At 45.7% G+C, this 16679-nt stretch carries 14 protein-coding genes; 8 read left to right on the forward strand and 6 right to left on the reverse strand.

Going from position 1 to position 16679, the window contains the following annotated elements; all coding sequences use genetic code 11:
- The 3 genes from metF to B7C60_RS02430 all read right to left on the reverse strand — a co-directional run.
- A partial coding sequence (gene metF, locus B7C60_RS02420) for a methylenetetrahydrofolate reductase (RefSeq protein ID WP_245868444.1) occupies positions 1 to 675 on the reverse strand: 675 nt, incomplete at its 3' end.
- Between the two features lie 296 nt (positions 676 to 971).
- Entirely contained in the window at positions 972 to 3383 is a 2412-nt protein-coding gene (locus B7C60_RS02425) for a bifunctional aspartate kinase/homoserine dehydrogenase II (protein ID WP_099610268.1), read from the reverse strand.
- Positions 3377 to 4543, reverse strand: coding sequence for an O-succinylhomoserine (thiol)-lyase (locus tag B7C60_RS02430; RefSeq protein ID WP_099610269.1), 1167 nt, complete (start codon positions 4541 to 4543; stop codon positions 3377 to 3379). Before B7C60_RS02430 ends, B7C60_RS02425 begins: the two co-directional genes overlap by 7 nt.
- Positions 4544 to 4787: 244 nt before the next feature.
- Between B7C60_RS02430 and metJ the strand changes: the two genes are divergently transcribed.
- Complete coding sequence (gene metJ / locus B7C60_RS02440; RefSeq protein WP_078927113.1) at positions 4788 to 5105, forward strand: met regulon transcriptional regulator MetJ; 318 nt, start codon at positions 4788 to 4790, stop codon at positions 5103 to 5105.
- A 105-nt stretch (positions 5106 to 5210) separates the two neighbouring features.
- On the opposite strand, the gene B7C60_RS02445 is transcribed toward metJ, so the two are convergent.
- Both B7C60_RS02445 and rpmE read right to left on the reverse strand, forming a co-directional pair.
- Positions 5211 to 6485 carry a malic enzyme-like NAD(P)-binding protein gene (locus B7C60_RS02445; RefSeq protein WP_099610271.1) on the reverse strand — a complete coding sequence of 425 codons (1275 nt, stop codon included), beginning with the start codon at positions 6483 to 6485 and terminating at the stop codon, positions 5211 to 5213.
- Between the two features lie 276 nt (positions 6486 to 6761).
- The gene (gene rpmE / locus B7C60_RS02450; RefSeq protein WP_078927111.1) at positions 6762 to 6980 is read right to left on the reverse strand and encodes a 50S ribosomal protein L31; all 219 of its coding nucleotides are present in this window, start codon (positions 6978 to 6980) and stop codon (positions 6762 to 6764) included.
- 243 nt (positions 6981 to 7223) lie between these two features.
- On the opposite strand from rpmE, the gene priA reads away from it, so the two are divergent.
- The 7 genes from priA to rraA all read left to right on the forward strand — a co-directional run bounded on the left by priA (position 7224) and on the right by rraA (position 15093).
- A complete protein-coding gene (gene priA, locus B7C60_RS02455; protein ID WP_099610272.1) occupies positions 7224 to 9425 on the forward strand; it encodes a primosomal protein N' in 2202 nt (733 codons plus the stop codon).
- 218 nt (positions 9426 to 9643) lie between these two features.
- Positions 9644 to 10687, forward strand: coding sequence for a DNA-binding transcriptional regulator CytR (gene cytR / locus B7C60_RS02460; protein ID WP_281251640.1), 1044 nt, complete (start codon positions 9644 to 9646; stop codon positions 10685 to 10687).
- A 123-nt stretch (positions 10688 to 10810) separates the two neighbouring features.
- On the forward strand, positions 10811 to 11353 hold the full coding sequence (locus tag B7C60_RS02465; RefSeq protein WP_099610274.1) for an SPOR domain-containing protein: 543 nt from the start codon (positions 10811 to 10813) through the stop codon (positions 11351 to 11353).
- A gap of 211 nt (positions 11354 to 11564) precedes the next feature.
- The gene (hslV, locus tag B7C60_RS02470) at positions 11565 to 12119 is read left to right on the forward strand and encodes an ATP-dependent protease subunit HslV (RefSeq protein WP_099610275.1); all 555 of its coding nucleotides are present in this window, start codon (positions 11565 to 11567) and stop codon (positions 12117 to 12119) included.
- A gap of 38 nt (positions 12120 to 12157) precedes the next feature.
- Complete coding sequence (hslU, locus tag B7C60_RS02475) at positions 12158 to 13489, forward strand: ATP-dependent protease ATPase subunit HslU (RefSeq protein WP_099610276.1); 1332 nt, start codon at positions 12158 to 12160, stop codon at positions 13487 to 13489.
- Between the two features lie 89 nt (positions 13490 to 13578).
- A complete protein-coding gene (locus B7C60_RS02480; RefSeq protein WP_099610277.1) occupies positions 13579 to 14496 on the forward strand; it encodes a 1,4-dihydroxy-2-naphthoate polyprenyltransferase in 918 nt (305 codons plus the stop codon).
- A gap of 75 nt (positions 14497 to 14571) precedes the next feature.
- Positions 14572 to 15093 (forward strand): ribonuclease E activity regulator RraA, encoded by a 522-nt coding sequence (rraA, locus tag B7C60_RS02485; protein ID WP_099610278.1) that lies wholly within the window; start codon positions 14572 to 14574, stop codon positions 15091 to 15093.
- A 73-nt stretch (positions 15094 to 15166) separates the two neighbouring features.
- On the opposite strand, the gene B7C60_RS02490 is transcribed toward rraA, so the two are convergent.
- Entirely contained in the window at positions 15167 to 16504 is a 1338-nt protein-coding gene (locus B7C60_RS02490) for an MATE family efflux transporter (protein WP_099610279.1), read from the reverse strand.
- Positions 16505 to 16679 lie beyond the last annotated feature (175 nt).

A 16679-nucleotide genomic window follows, 5' to 3' on the forward strand; every position in this document is an offset into this window, starting at 1 on the left:
TTGCGCAGCAAAGCGAGAGGCTTGCTTGAAATTAGAAACGGGTAAAATACCCGGGACAATTTCCACATCAATGCCGGCGGCGACACAGCGATCACGAAAGCGTAAATAACTTTCCACATCGAAGAAGAACTGAGTAATGGCTCGATTTGCTCCGGCTTCGACTTTACGTTTTAGGTTAAGGAGATCGGCTTGAGCACTTTTGGCTTCAGGATGAACTTCTGGAAAAGCGGCCACCGAAATATCAAAGTCATGGCGAGATTTTAGCAAAGCCACTAAATCAGCGGCATACATCTCTGGTTTACCGCCACCGAGAGGAATGTCACCTCGTAGTGCAACGATACTTTGAATACCGTTGTGCCAATAGTCATCAGCTATGGTGATTAATTCATCGCGGCTGGCATCAATACAGGTTAAGTGTGGTGCGGCAATCAGCCCTGTTTGTTCTTTAATGGCTTTAATAATCGAATGAGTCCGGTCACGTTCGCCAGAATTGGCACCATAAGTGACAGAAACAAATTTAGGGTTAAGATTTTTTAGCCGATGCACCGAATTCCACAATGTTTCTTCCATTTTGGGAGTGCTGGGTGGGAAAAATTCAAAAGAGACATTAATATCTGAAACTTCAGAAATGCTTTGATTTAGAGCATCGATATGACTTGCGTGTGTGTATCCCATTTTTCTCTCCCTGCGGCGAATACTTAACCTAAGTATTATTTACGTATAGACGTCCATATGTCTGTAGCATCTCTTGAATGGTTTTTAATGTCAACATTCATCATATGAAGTTTTTTCATCTTCAAGGTGAAGGGATTTCAAGTCTCAGCGACTTGTGAATCGATCATATTGTGAGGCTAATGTAAGATAATTTAGCCTACTATGATCGGGCTGTCGTCGCTTTTATAATCACTCTGGTTTGATACAAAAAAGCTCACCACGATGGGTGAGCTGAAAACGTAGATAGGCGAGCCGTGTCAGAGTAATCGGGCCAGTAAATTGATATCGGATTGAATGGCTCCCGCGGTGACGTCCCGCCCAGCTCCTGGACCACGAATGACCAATGGGTTATCTCGATACCACTGACTTTCAATCGCAAAAATGTTGTCACAAGGGCGTAGATTTGCCAAAGGATGTTCTTGATCTAAGGCTTCAACACCCACGGTCGCTTTGCCACTTTTCTCTAACCTAGCCACATAACGTAACACTTTGTCTTCTCGCTGAGCGCGAGTGAGACGCTCTGCTAAATTTAGATTCAATTGCTGGCTTTGATCGAGAAAGTCGTCCAAGGATAGTCGTTGTAAGTTTTCCGGTACCAGTGATTCTACTTTGACTTGTTGTGGTTCAAGGTTGAGTCCTGATTCGCGCGCTAAAATAACCAATTTACGCATTACGTCTGAGCCATCCAGATCATGTCGAGGATCAGGTTCTGTTAAGCCTTGCTGCCAAGCGAGGTCAACTAATTCATTGAATGGAATGGTGCCGTCATACTGTTGAAATAACCAAGAAAGGGTACCGGAAAATATCCCTGAGAGTGCGGTGATTTCATCCCCACTTTCCCGCAGATCCCGTACGGTATGGTTGATAGGTAAGCCTGCGCCGACGGTTGCATTATAAAGCCAGTAGCGACCAATTTTGCTAAAGGCTTCTTTGACTTGCTGGTAGTATTCACTACTAGCGGACCCAGCGACTTTATTAGCTGAGATGAGATGCAGCCCTTGCTGAGCAATCTCTAAATATCGATAAGCAAGTTCTTCACTAGCGGTGACATCGAGCACGATCACGTCATCATAGCCAGATAATCGACCTAACTGCGTTAACCACGTTTGTCCATCATTAGGTTGAGCTTCATCTTGATAATCATCATCGACTGTACGGGCATCTATTCCTTGTTCATTAAACCAATAGGTTTGGCTATCAATGACGGCGACTAGTTCGAAATTCATGCCGTAGCGTTTTTCCAGTGCGGTTTTTTGTTTTGTAAATAGCTTTAACCAGCTCGATCCTATATTGCCTTTACCGCATAGTGCAATCGCAACGCGTTTCTGAGCTTGGAATAGTTGATTATGTAGTTCAATCACACGTTGATTTAGCGGGGTGTGGCGTAGTATTGCGACTAAGCTAAGTTCTGATTCGGCAGGGCAGATAAATTCGACCGGTGCATTTTTAAGTTGTTGATAAAATCCAAAGTTGTGTTGAGCATTACGGGTCACACCCGCGCCAACCGCAGCCAATAAGCAATATCCTTCTTTGAGTTTACTTTCTGCCGCGAGAGCGGAATCTTGTAAATAGGTGAACACTTCATTGGCGACTTCGCGGGTATAGGCGAGGCGAAGTTGCTGCTGGTCGGCTTGAATTTCAAAGGCAAGAGGTTCGAGTTGAGCGCGCTGTAGGCGTGATTGAATATCTTGTTGTAGACGTTGAAAGTCTTGTCCTGATGGTAATGACAACTCAATCAGTAATACATCATCTAATGAGGTTATAATTTTTGCGCCGCGTCCAGACGCTAAAATACGTTCAATGCGTGTCGAGCCTGATTCAGGTTGATGAGTACAACGTAAATATAAATCCATGGTGCTTTGTGCAACTGGCTGTAAGGTTCGGCTATGTAAAACGGGCGCTGCTAGTCGTGCCAACTCATTGGCTTCATCCAAACGCAGTAATGGTAACAAGCAAGCATTGTCCACGATTCGAGGATCGGCGCTATATACGCCTGCGACATCGCTCCAAATGGTCACGCGGGAAACGCCAGCTAAAGCACCAATGACCGTTGCGGAGTAATCGGAACCATTTCGCCCCAGTAGTACCGTTTCACCTTGATGATTACGTGCCATAAACCCAGTAATCACGATTCGTTGCTGTGTCTGTTGTATTAATGCTTCTTTTAGCAAGGGGTAGGAGCGTGCACGGTCGACTTCTGGCTGTGGGCCGTTTTCTGCTCGCAAAAAATCGCGTGCATCCAGAGCTACCGCTGGAAGCTGTTGATCATTGAGTAAAGCAGCCAGCAAGCGTGCAGACCACACTTCACCATGGCCAAGTACGGCAGCGCGCTCAGCACTAGACAGTGGCGTAGGCAATTCACTGAGTGCTGAACACTCATCATTGAGTTTTTCTAGTAATATGGCGGCCCTATTATCGGGTAATAGGGCTTCAATCAGTTGACTTTGGTATTGACGTAATGACTGTAATAATTCATGAGCGATACGGCCATCGGTTGCTCGTTGTTCTAAAAAAGCGATGAGGTGATTGGTCGTTTTTCCTGCCGCGGAGACGACAATCAGATCTTCTGCTTGTGAATAGCTTTTCAGAATCCCGATCACTTTTTGGTAGCAAGCGGCATCGGCGAGGCTACTTCCTCCAAATTTATGCAGTTGTCTCTCCATTAACAGCTCTCCTGTACTTTTTTAAAGGCTTGATCGAGATCCGCAATTAAGTCTGTCACCTCTTCTAGGCCAACGGATAAACGTAATAATTGTTCTGAAACGCCCGCTTTTGCTAACGCCTCTTCCCCCATTGCGCGATGGGTCATGGAGGCAGGATGACAGACTAAACTTTCGACCCCGCCTAATGATTCAGCTAACGAGAAAAGAGCAAGGTGACCGACAAAAGCTTTGAGTTGAGCAAATGAGCCTGCAAAATCAAAACTGAGCATTGAACCAAAGCCAGTTTGTTGCTGTTTAGCGATAGTATGGCCAGGGTGAGAGGTTAAACTGGGATGATAAATGGTGGCCACTAAAGGCTGACTTTGTAGATAAGTTAAAATACGTTGCGCACTTTCTTCATGTCCACGCATTCTGGCTGCTAAAGTACGTAGCCCCCTAAGTGTCATGTAACTATCAAACGGGGTGCCGGTAGAACCGAGGCAGTTACCCCACCATGCTAGCTCTTCTGCATGCGGGCTGGTTTTACTGATAATAGCACCACCAATCACATCAGAATGACCATTCAGATACTTGGTGGTGGAGTGAATGACAAAATCAGCCCCTAAGGTTAGTGGTTTTTGATAAATCGGTGTAAGAAAAGTATTGTCGACGGCAATCAGTGTGCCCACGGCTTTGGCTTGTTGACAAATGTCGGCAATATCAACCACGCGAACGAGTGGATTTGATGGTGTTTCGATGAGTAGCAGTTTAGGTTTGAGAGTGAACGCATCCGCTAAAGCTTGCGGATCGGATTGGTCGATAAATAGCACCTTGAAATCCCCTTTTTTCGCTCTGGAATTGAGCAGTCGATAGGTGCCGCCATAGCAATCATGGGGTGCAATGATCCACTCTTTAGGGGTTAGAAAGGTGGAGATCCACAGGTTAATGGCGGAGGTTCCACAGTTGGTCACAATGGCCCCTTCTCCCCCTTCTAATTCAGATAAGGCCTGTTCAAGTAGCCCTCGGTTTGGGTTACCCGAGCGTGTATAGTCATAGGTGGGGACTTCACCAAAAGCAGGAAATCCATAGTTAGTTGATAAATAAATGGGGGGAACAACAGCATGGTATTGAGTATCTGATTCAATACCGGTTCGAGCGGCAATGGTGGCTGACTGACGAGTGGTCATAACGATTTCCTTTCCTGATGATCGTCCGATATTGGAATGAATAGGTTCATTCACACAACCTATCATCACACTGATGACGATAAATAACGCTATTTGATCTTTTAGATAAGTTGACACTTTACTCATCACTAAATGAGACGTCAACACTTCTAGATGTCTATATGTCTTTGCTTATGGCGGTAAATCCCGCTAAAATTAGGGTCTTTGATTATTTAGATTCGAATTCAAACAACGAAGGTGCGCAATGGCAGACTGGAATGGCGAGTATATTAGCCCATATGCTGAGCATGGAAAAAAAAGTGAACAGGTAAAAAAAATTACGGTATCAATTCCACTAAAGGTATTGAAAGTCCTCACTGATGAACGTACTCGACGTCAAATCAATAACTTGCGCCATGCAACTAACAGTGAATTGTTGTGTGAAGCTTTTTTGCATGCCTACACAGGTCAGCCGCTGCCTACTGATGAAGACTTGCGAAAAGATCGTCCAGATGATATTCCCACTGAAGCTAAAGCATTAATGACCGCGATGGGGATTGAATTTGAAGCCTATGACGAATAAACCAGTCACAATAAAAAACCTAGCAGCGCTAGGTTTTTTATTGTAGTCAGAAGATCCAGTTCAGTTTTAGTCTTGCATAGTTCAGTTTTCGTCTTGCAGATAGTTTTAGTCTTGCATATAGTTTTCTGGCATTGCGATGCGGGCCACACCGGAATCGATGGCGGCTTGTGCAACGGCTCTTGCTACGCGAGACAATAAACGTGGATCCATGGGTTTAGGAATGATGTATTCAGCACCAAAGCTGAGTTTTTTGACTCCCGCCGCTTGTAGGACTGCGTCTGGTACCGGTTCTTTGGCTAATTGACGAATGGCCTCCACAGCCGCTAATTTCATCTCATCATTAATCTCGCTGGCTCGTACATCCAGTGCACCTCGGAAAATGAACGGGAAGCAGAGTACGTTATTCACTTGGTTTGGATAATCACTGCGGCCGGTACCCATGATCAAATCATCGCGAACTTGATGGGCTAATTGCGGTTTAATTTCTGGATCTGGGTTAGAACAAGCAAAGATGACGGGGTTGTCTGCCATTAATTTTAATGCTTCAGGTGGCAGTAAATTCGGGCCAGATACGCCAAGGAATAAATCGGCACCCGCAATCACATCTTCCAGAGTCCGTTTATCAGTGTTGTTGGCAAATAAGGCTTTATATTGATTGAGATCGTCTCGGCGAGTATGAATCACTCCTTTGCGATCCAACATATAAATTTTTTCACGCATTGCACCACATTTAATCAGTAGCTCCATACAAGCAACAGCCGCTGCGCCAGCCCCTAAGCAGACAATAATGCAATCTTTGAGTTGTTTCCCTTGCAGTTCAATGGCATTGAGCATGCCTGCTGCGGTCACAATCGCGGTTCCGTGTTGATCATCATGAAATACGGGCACGTCACAGCGTTCGATTAGGCGACGTTCGATTTCAAAGCAGTCTGGTGCTTTAATATCTTCTAAGTTGATACCACCAAAAGAGTCGGCGATATTGGCGACAGTATCGACAAATTCATCAATGGTGCGGTGTTTGACTTCAATATCAATCGAATCAAGATTAGCAAAACGCTTAAACAGGAGCGCTTTCCCTTCCATAACGGGTTTGGAAGCCATTGGGCCAAGGTTTCCTAATCCTAAGATGGCGGTGCCATTCGAAATGACGGCAACCATATTGCCTTTCCCGGTGTATTTGTAGACATTGTCAGCATTCTGTGCAATTTCACGGACAGGTTCAGCAACACCTGGACTGTAAGCCAGCGCAAGGTCGGCAGCCGAATCGGCTGGCTTAGTTAAAGCAATCGCAATTTTTCCCGGCGTTGGGAACGCGTGATAATCAAGGGCGCTTTGGCGAAATGCATCTTCTGGAGAAAGGTCTTGCTGGTCTTCTGACATAGGGAGGTTCTCTTATGGTTTTGTTAACGAACGACTCATTCTAAAGGATGTCAGACAAACTGCCTAGGTAGGATTGTGCTTAAACCGAGCAAAGCTGGTTTGATTTAATCTGATAAGACCAGCTTACCCGCTATATTCGTTGTGGTATCTGGTAATCGATGGCGGCGGAAAGGGAGCCCATGGCATAAAAACCTGCGCTACAAAACAAACAAAAAGGACGCCGTAGCGTCCTTGGGTAATCTTTGCTTAAAGTTGCGATTACTTTTTGCTCGGCGATTACTTTTTGCTTGATAGTGCGCCAAAGCGTTTGTTAAAGCGATCAACACGGCCACCAGTATCAACGATACGTTGTTTACCAGTATAGAATGGGTGGCATTTGTCACAAACGTCAAGATAGATGCTTTCTTTACCAAGAGTTGATTGGAAAGTGAAAGCGTTGCCGCAAGAGCAAGTTGCGCTAACTTCTTTATATTCTGGGTGGATACCAGCTTTCATGGGATAACCTCAAATGTAGGCCGTGTCGCTATCCGAATCATTGCCGGACACCACACGTAATGTTAATGATACTGTTCAGATGCCAGTAAGATACTACGCATCTTTAAGGCGCGATATAGTAATGAATCCTCGCTACAGGATCAACAGGTTTCGACGCTATTTTCACCACTTTTGTTAGTCGAATTTCTTAGCATCATCCAGTAGACTGTGCTTTCTGCTCCTTTTTGACGGCTGACGATAGTTATGCGCCCAACCATTGCTCGTGTTGCTTTACCTGTTCCTCTTGATAAGCAATTTGACTATTTGATTCCCTCTCACCTGTTCCCATTAATTGGAGGGCGAGTGTTGGTGCCTTTTCGGCGACAAACGCTAGTGGGCGTGGTCACGGCCTTGGTGTCAGAGTCTGATTTTCCACTCACGCAGTTAAAATCGATTCAATCAGTATTGGATACTCAACCATTGTGGCCAGATAAACTGTACACATTACTTCAGTGGTGCAGTCAGTTTTACCAATACCCGCTTGGCGAAACGTTAGCCAATGCTTTACCGAGTGCTTTACGTAAAGGCAAGGTGGCCGAGTTTGCAGTGAGTAAAGAGTGGTGCTTGACTGAGCTGGGACGAAACCAACTTATGCAGGGGTTTGGACGAGCGATCAAGCAAGCACAAGTGATCAAGTTATTGCAAGCGGGCCCGTTATCTCATCAAAGGTTGCTGGATGAAGGCGTCATCAGTAGTACGCTCAATGCCCTTCGCGACAAGCAGTGGATTGATGTGAAAGAGCAAGCGCCATACGTTGAGCCTTGGCCTGAACACATTGAAGCTAAGGTGGATAAACCGCAAGTCAATCAAGAGCAGGCGATCGCCATTGCCACCGTGAATAGCCAAAGCGGTTTTGCTTGCTATCTGTTGCAAGGCGTGACGGGATCGGGCAAAACGGAAGTCTATCTTAATTTGATTAAACCGGTTTTGGAGCAGGGTAAGCAAGCGTTGGTTCTTGTCCCTGAAATCGGGTTAACGCCACAAACGATTCAGCGTTTTCGGGAGCGGTTTACCGTTCCTGTGGTGGTTATCCACTCTGGGTTAAATGAAACTGAGCGTTTGAATGCCTGGTTGGCGGCACGAGATAAGGTGGCTGGGATCATCATTGGTACGCGTTCAGCGTTGCTGACTCCCTTTGCTGATCTGGGCATTATTATTGTCGATGAAGAGCATGATAGCTCTTATAAACAACAAGATAGCTTACGTTACCATGCGCGAGATGTTGCTGTGATGCGAGCAAATCTTGAGCAAGTAGCGATTGTGTTAGGTAGTGCGACTCCCGCATTAGAAACCTTGCATAATGCATTAATTGGTAAATATCACCATTTACAATTAACTCAGCGGGCAGGCGTGGCACTGCCGACGAAAAACCGAGTGCTGGACATTAAGGGAGAGTATCTCGAAAGTGGCTTATCTGCGCCTTTGATTGCCGAAATGCGTCGTCATTTAGCGCAAGGGAGTCAGGTGCTGTTGTTTTTGAATCGGCGAGGTTATTCTCCGGCACTTATGTGTCATGAGTGTGGTTGGATTGCCGACTGTCAGCGTTGCGATGCTTATTATACTTATCATCAAAACAGTAACGAAATTCGTTGTCACCATTGTGGTTCACAACGGGCTGTTATTCAACATTGCCAGCATTGTGGTTCTACGCAGCTGGTCACGGTTGGGGTAGGAACCGAGCAACTAGAGCAACAACTTGCTCACCTTTTTCCTGACTATCGAACCATTCGTATTGATCGAGACAGCACGCGTCGCAAAGGCAGTTTAGAATCAGCCTTAACGGCTATTCGTGATAATCGGTATCAGATTTTGATTGGCACTCAGATGTTGGCGAAAGGTCATCACTTCCCCAATGTCACCTTAGTCGCCTTACTGGATGTTGATGGCTCGCTATACAGTAGTGATTTTCGGGCCGCCGAGCGTTTAGCGCAGTTGTTTATCCAAGTTGCCGGCCGGGCTGGGCGTGCTAGTAAACCAGGAGAGGTGGTTTTACAGACGCATCATCCAGAGCATCGTTTACTACAAGCTTTACTACACAAAGGGTATGATGATTTTGCGCATACCGCATTAGCTGAGCGGCAGGTAGCACAACTGCCTCCTTACACCTATTTAACGTTATTTCGTGCAGAGGCTAATCAATCGGCGCGGGTGGAAACCTTTTTAAGGCAAGTGCGTGAAACGTTACAAGTTCATCCTCTTTTTGCACAAGGGGCGGTGGTGTTGGGGCCAACGCCAGCACCACTGGCCAAGCGAGCGGGCAAATATCGCTGGCAACTTTTGCTGCAAGCTCCAACGCGTAGCGTTATGCAACGTCTATTGACCAGCGCCAAATCAGCTATTCAGTCATTACCCTTAGCCAGTAAAGTACGTTGGAGCATGGATATTGAGCCTCAAGATTTAAGTTGACCAATGTGACGCGTACCGTGGTGAAGAAGAAACTGAAAACTCTTTGTTCGTGATAGCGGTCACACTTACAATGCAAATTTTGTTAATTAAGCCGTAACTTTCTCTACAGAAAACAATACACTATCAACACGATAGCGTCAGTGAATCGTTTTCGTTCAGTGCACTAAAGCTGAATTAATCAGCTTGTGGTTGGCTTGTGCTGGAACAACCGCGAAACGCTGGCCCCAAGATTAAGAGAAAGAGAGGATAAACTTAACATGGCGACAATGAAGGATGTTGCCCAGCTTGCAGGCGTATCTACCGCAACGGTATCTCGTGCGTTGATGAACCCTGAAAAGGTCTCCACTTCGACCCGCAAACGGGTGGAAGAGGCGGTGTTAGAAGCTGGCTATTCCCCCAATTCTTTAGCACGTAATCTACGACGTAATGAATCCAAAACCATTGTGGCGATTGTGCCGGATATTTGTGATCCCTACTACACCGAGATCATTCGCGGCATTGAAGATGCGGCGATGGAACACGGTTATCTGGTATTATTGGGCGATAGTGGCCAACAGCGAAAACGGGAAAGCTCTTTTGTCAATTTAGTTTTTACTAAACAAGCGGATGGTATGCTATTACTGGGAGCCGATTTGCCTTTTGATGTCAGTAAGTCAGAGCAAAAAAATCTGCCGCCTATGGTGATGGCGTGTGAATATGCACCTGAGCTTGAACTACCAACAGTCCATATTGATAACCTGACCTCTGCATTTGAAGCCGTTAACTATTTGACCCAAATGGGACATAAGCGAGTCGCTCAAATCAGCGGCCCTGAAGGTGCGGTGCTGTGCGAATTTCGCCAGCAAGGTTATCAGCAGGCTTTGCGTCGAGCCGGTTTGACGAAAAACCCAACCTATCATGTTGTGGGTGATTTTACCTTTGATTCTGGTGCTAGAGCCGTTCGTCAATTATTGGCTTTATCTGAGCCGCCGACCGCAATTTTTTGCCATAACGATGCAATGGCGATCGGTGCCATGCAAGAAGCCAAACGGCTCGGATTACGAGTTCCGCAAGATTTATCAGTGGTAGGGTTTGATGACATTCAATTCGCACAATATTGCGATCCACCGTTAACCACGATTTCTCAACCACGTTATGAAATTGGCCGCCAAGCGATGTTTATGATGTTAGAACTCTTACGTGGTCATGATGTACAGGCGGGCTCTCGACTGCTAGAGACGCACTTAGTGATTAGAGACAGCACTGCGCCACCGAGAGCATGATAATGGCGGATGGTGGATTGGCTTGAGTCATGTGACTGACTGGTTTACGGATACTTTGCTGCTGTTATCTGTCCTTAAACTGCATTAACATATGAGTCAAACTATCAACCGTTGAATTTGTCTGTGGCGAATAAAGATTATGTAAGGCGTGGTCGTAGCCCCAAAAAGCCGACCAAAAAAACAGCACGTGGTCGTAAACCCTGGCGGAGCGGGTTATTGGCACTTATTTTACTGAGTGGCTTTATTTATGGCCTCTATCGGTTAAGCTTAGCACCCGAGTCACCGGCTCCCCAAAGTGCTGGTAGACAGCAAAGTCAATCGAGTAAAACTCAGACTCAAACTATACCGCCCCGGCCAACAGAAAAGTGGGATTATGTTGAGTCGTTACCGAATCGTGAGATTGAGGTGATCGCCAAAGAGCAAGTCATTTCCGAAATCCCTTACATCATGCAGTGTGGCGCTTATAAGACGCTGCAACAAGCAGAAACTCGAAAATTAGATATTGCCTTTCAGGGTTTGAGTAGCAAAATTCGTAAGAAAGAAAATAGTAGTTGGTATCTAGTCGTTTTGGGCCCTTATACCTTTAAACGTGACGCAGAGCGTGACCGACATAAATTACAGCGTGCTAAAATCGAACCTTGTGCCATTTGGAAAGATGCGCAATAAAGTGACGAATGAGAGGGCAGGCCTTAACGTTATGCCTTCTCGCCTTTGGTGCTGATCATGCCATTCAGCAAATACTCGCCACCATCTGTGAATGAAAAACCGTTAAACCTATTTTATCATCACGAGATGCAAGGGCTTTCCCTTGAAATATTTTCTTTCTATCCTCATATAGTCTCTAACATCCTAGTGAAAAGCATAAAGAGGTCCTCACGTGACTACCATCGTATCTGTACGTCGTAATAACAAAGTGGTGATTGCCGGAGATGGGCAAGTCTCACTGGGCAATACCGTCATGAAAGGCAATGCGCGTAAAGTCCGCCGGTTATATAACAATAAGGTTCTTGCAGGATTCGCTGGTGGCACTGCGGATGCTTTTACTTTATTTGAACGTTTTGAAAGTAAATTACAAATGCACCAAGGGCACTTAACTAAAGCCGCGGTTGAGCTTGCAAAAGATTGGCGCAGCGATCGTGCTTTACGCCGTTTAGAAGCGATTTTAGCCGTTGCGGATGAAACAGCATCGTTAATTATTACCGGCAATGGTGATGTGCTTCAGCCGGAACACGATTTGATTGCGATCGGTTCTGGCGGTAATTTCGCCCAGGCGGCTGCGATTGCTTTATTAGAAAATACCGAGCTGGACGCAAGAGATATCGCCGAAAAAGCACTCAGTATTGCCGGTGATATTTGTGTGTTTACTAACCATCAGCACACCATTGAAGAGCTGGAAATCCCTCAAGCGTTGATCGCTCAGGAAAACCAATAACTCGGTGCCTACCGAAAGCGAATGTTAAGGAATCGATCATGTCAGAAATGACTCCTCGTGAAATTGTTCACGAATTAAACCGTCATATTATCGGTCAAGATAAAGCTAAACGTGCGGTAGCCATTGCTCTGCGTAACCGCTGGCGTCGTATGCAGCTTGATGAAAGCTTACGTGTTGAAGTGACACCAAAAAATATTTTAATGATAGGGCCAACAGGGGTCGGAAAAACCGAGATTGCCCGTCGTTTGGCGAAATTAGCCAACGCCCCTTTTATTAAAGTAGAAGCGACCAAATTCACTGAAGTGGGCTATGTGGGTAAGGAAGTTGAAACCATTATTCGTGATTTAACTGATGTTGCGGTTAAGCTGACTCACCAACAAGCGATGGAAAAAGTGAAATTTCGCGCAGAAGAGTTGGCAGAAGAGCGAGTTTTAGATGCCTTATTACCACCCGCTCGTGATGCGTGGGGGCAGTCAGAGCAGAATGATGATTCTTCTTCGACACGGCAAGTTTTTCGCAAAAAGTTGCGGGAAGGTAAGCTTGATGACAAAGAGATTGAAATCAACGTAGCGGTGCCGCAAATGGGAGTTGAGATCATGGCTCCTCCCGGAATGGAAGAAATGACCAATCAGTTGCAGGGGTTATTCCAGAACTTAGCGGGAGATACTAAGAAAAAACGCAAACTGAAAATCAAAGATGCGTTAAAAGCATTAGTGGAAGAAGAAGCAGCCAAATTGGTCAATCAAGAAGAGTTGAAAGATCAAGCCATCTATAACGTAGAAAATAATGGTATCGTCTTTATTGATGAAATCGATAAAATCTGTAAACGTGGTGAAAGCTCAGGCCCTGATGTCTCTCGTGAAGGGGTGCAGCGTGATCTGCTACCTTTAATTGAAGGCAGTACGGTTTCCACCAAACATGGCATGGTTAAAACCGATCACATTTTATTTATTGCCTCGGGAGCCTTCCAAGTGGCGAAACCCTCCGATCTGATCCCTGAATTGCAAGGGCGCTTACCGATCCGGGTTGAGCTAGAAGCATTATCAAGCGATGATTTCAAACGTATTTTAACAGAACCCAAAGCGTCATTGACCGAGCAATATATTGCCTTGATGAAAACGGAAAATGTACAGATTACGTTTACCGAAGATGGTATAAAGCAAATCGCGGAAGCGGCTTGGCAAGTGAACGAAACCACCGAGAATATCGGAGCGCGCCGTTTACATACCGTCATGGAGCGCTTAATGGATGACATTTCTTATGATGCGACAGAACAGCCAGGCAGTGAGTATACCATTGATGGTGATTATGTCCGTAGTCGCCTAAGCGAATTCGTCGAAGACGAAGATTTAAGCCGCTTTATCTTGTAATATCTGCGCCCACCTTGATCTGGTGGGCTTTTTTCTCCCCCCCATTTATGCGTATACTGAGCGCCCATGTTCAGTCATATTTTATCGCTATGAATAACTCTTTACGTATTTGGGTTGATGCAGCAAGACCAAAAACACTGCCTCTTGCGCTGGTTTCCATTTTTACTGGTTCCGCCTTGGCTTTTTCGTCAGGATCTTTTTCTGTGCCTGTTACTTTGTTGGCGTTATTAACGGCGACCTTACTGCAAATTCTTTCCAATTTAGCTAATGACTACGGCGATGCGATGAAAGGAACCGATAACGAAAAACGGCTGGGCCCAATGCGAGCCATTCAATCCGGAGCCGTCTCACTGGTGGATATGAAGCAAGCCATGGTGATTAATATTGTATTGACGATTGCGGCCGGCTTAGCGTTAGTCTTTTATTCGTTGGAGAGTTTGCACAGTATTCTTGCTTTTATCGGCTTAGGTATTTTAGCCATGCTGGCCGCAGTGGCTTATACCGTGGGAAATAAACCGTATGGTTATGTCGGGCTTGGCGATCTCTCTGTTTTTCTGTTCTTTGGTTTACTGGGCGTTTCTGGCAGTTATTTTCTGCAAACAGGTCACATTGAATGGGGGCTTTTCTTACCGTCATTAGGCTGTGGATTAATGGCCGTTGCTGTACTTAATATCAATAATATGCGGGATATTGAAAACGATGCAGAGTGTGGTAAACGGACTATCGCTGTTCGTTTGGGACAGCAACGTGCTAAAACGTACCATTTTTTACTGTTGCTGGGCGCAGTGCTCTCTTTTGCTAGTTATTTAGTTATGCAAGATAAGCCGTTGTGGATTAGTTTGCCATTTTTATTGAGTGCTATTTTTGTCTTGCAACATGGTCGTGCTGTTTGTGCTACCGATAAACCTGCCCAAATCGCTCCTATGCTTCCTGTGGTGGTGAAATGTTCGCTGATCACTAATCTTTTATTCGTCGGCGTCGTCATTGCTCAAACTCTCACCAGTTAATTTGCGCTCTGTCATTGCATTGGCTTACTGACACTATATACTCGTGGGATAACCGTTTGTTGAGAGAGTAAAGCTATGGAATACAACACCTCTGCGCTATGTGATATCTATCTCGATCAAGTTGATGTGGTAGAACCCATGTTTAGCAATTTTGGAGGCTGCGCATCCTTCGCTGGACAAGTAACGACGATCAAATGTTTTGAGGACAACGGCTTAATCCGTGAAGTATTGGAACAAGATGGAGCGGGACGTATTCTATTGATCGACGGTGGCGGTTCTTTACGCCGAGCGTTAATTGATGCGGAGTTGGCGGCCATAGCGGAAGAAAACGAATGGGAAGGGATGGTCGTTTACGGCAGTGTGCGTGAAGTCGATGAATTAGAAGAGATGAGCATTGGTATTCAGGCATTAGCTTCTATTCCTGTTGGTGCCAGCTCACAAGGCATGGGTGAAGTCGATGTCGCGGTCAACTTTGCTGGAGTGACTTTCCTACCGGAAGATTACTTGTACGCTGATAATACGGGCATCATCCTTTCTCCTGAGCCTCTTAATGTCGATTTAGACGTTGACATCGAGGAAGAGCTAGCAGAGCTTTAATCCTCTCATTGCGATGTTCTGTCGAGTTTGCTGAAGGTAAAAGCCGATGCGTTGCGCATTGGCTTTTTGTTTTTTAACTGTTCAGGTATCGACGTTTTAGCCACAACGCATAAATGTATCCCAATACACCACCACAAATATTACCCAGAGCAATACCGATAAATAATCCTTCGACACCATACCAATATGAGCCAAGCCAAGCGGATGGTAAAGTAAAGGCAAAAAGCCGCATAAAACTCCATTGGAATGCTTTGATGGGCAAGTGCAAAGCATTCAGTGCTGAGACTAGCATCATGACAATACCTTGAAACCCATAGCTGATCGGCACGACCAGTAAATAGTGCCAAAGCAAGTCACGCACCGTTTGTTCTTGTGAAAACATCGCGGCCAAAGGAATACTCAGTGGCACCATCATAATAAAGATCATCAATTGAAATAAGATGGAAAAACGCATCCCGAGAAATAAGCCAGCAAAGCTGCGTTTAGGCTGTTTGGCTCCTAAATTCTGCGCCATAAACGGTGTAAGCGCTGATGTAAGAGACATAAGCACTAAAAGTAAGATCGACTCAATGCGCTGTGCAGCACCAAAAGCCGCCACCGCTGCGGTTCCATGTTGAGACAAGATGACCATTAATAGTGCACCGCTTATCGGGGTCATCGCACTGGAGAAAGCGGCAGGCGTTGCAATGCGTAAAATGCGTCGCCAATCTTGGTAAATGAGAGAGAGCTTGGGAAATATCAGTAGTTTTTCCCGTTTGATTAATAAGTAGAGTGAGCAGACTAGAGCGCCAAACCAGGAGCATGCGCTAGCAATCGCTGCACCTTGGATGCCTAACCCTGGGATGGGGCCATAGCCAAAAATCAGTACAGGATCTAATCCGCCATTGATGATCCCTGCTAATAACATGATTTTTGCTGGCGTTTTCGTATCCCCCGTTGCTCGGATAGCACTACTTCCCGCCATAGGAATCACCAACAATGGGATCGAACAATACCAAATGCGCATATATTGTTGGATAAGAGGAATCAGATCGGCGTTTGCACCGAGTAATGGGAACAGTTTATCCATGGTTGTGAGGCCCAATATGGCTGCCAAAACCATTAAACTAACGGCCAGTAATAGCCCATGACTACTTAATCGAGCGGCTTGCTGCGTTCTCCCTTCTCCCAAACAGCGTCCGATACAGGTTGATAAACCAACCCCGATGCCCATAGTGATGCAATTCAAACCAAATGTGACCGGGAAAGTATAGCTGATGGCTGCCAGCGATTGAGTGCCAAGCAGCGAGATAAAAAATGTATCCACCAGATTAAACATCAGCACAGCGACCATACCGACCGTCATAGGAAGCGTCATTTGACGTAATACTTGAGGGATAGGCGCTGATAGTAAGCCGTGTTTATCATGCATAGCGGACAACAAGGTAAAGGATGAAGAAGTTAAGGATACTTGATCTTGTGCAGAGGGACTAGGGGTGAGCTACTTTTCACTTTGGGTTGGTAAGCACGGCAATCGCATGAACATCCCCGTCATTCAAGGGCTCCGAGAACCTTGCTTAAGTAATTTACATCCATCGCGCACTTCA

The organism is Vibrio fujianensis (assembly GCF_002749895.1).
In the GTDB taxonomy this organism is placed as follows: domain Bacteria; phylum Pseudomonadota; class Gammaproteobacteria; order Enterobacterales; family Vibrionaceae; genus Vibrio; species Vibrio fujianensis.

Excerpts from the sequence above, each read along its gene's own strand:
- rpmE (WP_078927111.1), bottom strand. The coding sequence starts at position 6,980 with ATGAAAGCTGGTATCCACCCAGAATATAAAGAAGTTAGCGCAACTTGC.
- rraA (WP_099610278.1), top strand. The coding sequence starts at position 14,572 with ATGGAATACAACACCTCTGCGCTATGTGATATCTATCTCGATCAAGTT.
- priA (WP_099610272.1), top strand. The coding sequence starts at position 7,224 with ATGCGCCCAACCATTGCTCGTGTTGCTTTACCTGTTCCTCTTGATAAG.
- B7C60_RS02490 (WP_099610279.1), bottom strand. The coding sequence starts at position 16,504 with ATGCATGATAAACACGGCTTACTATCAGCGCCTATCCCTCAAGTATTA.
- B7C60_RS02480 (WP_099610277.1), top strand. The coding sequence starts at position 13,579 with ATGAATAACTCTTTACGTATTTGGGTTGATGCAGCAAGACCAAAAACA.
- metJ (WP_078927113.1), top strand. The coding sequence starts at position 4,788 with ATGGCAGACTGGAATGGCGAGTATATTAGCCCATATGCTGAGCATGGA.
- B7C60_RS02430 (WP_099610269.1), bottom strand. The coding sequence starts at position 4,543 with ATGACCACTCGTCAGTCAGCCACCATTGCCGCTCGAACCGGTATTGAA.
- hslU (WP_099610276.1), top strand. The coding sequence starts at position 12,158 with ATGTCAGAAATGACTCCTCGTGAAATTGTTCACGAATTAAACCGTCAT.
- B7C60_RS02445 (WP_099610271.1), bottom strand. The coding sequence starts at position 6,485 with ATGTCAGAAGACCAGCAAGACCTTTCTCCAGAAGATGCATTTCGCCAA.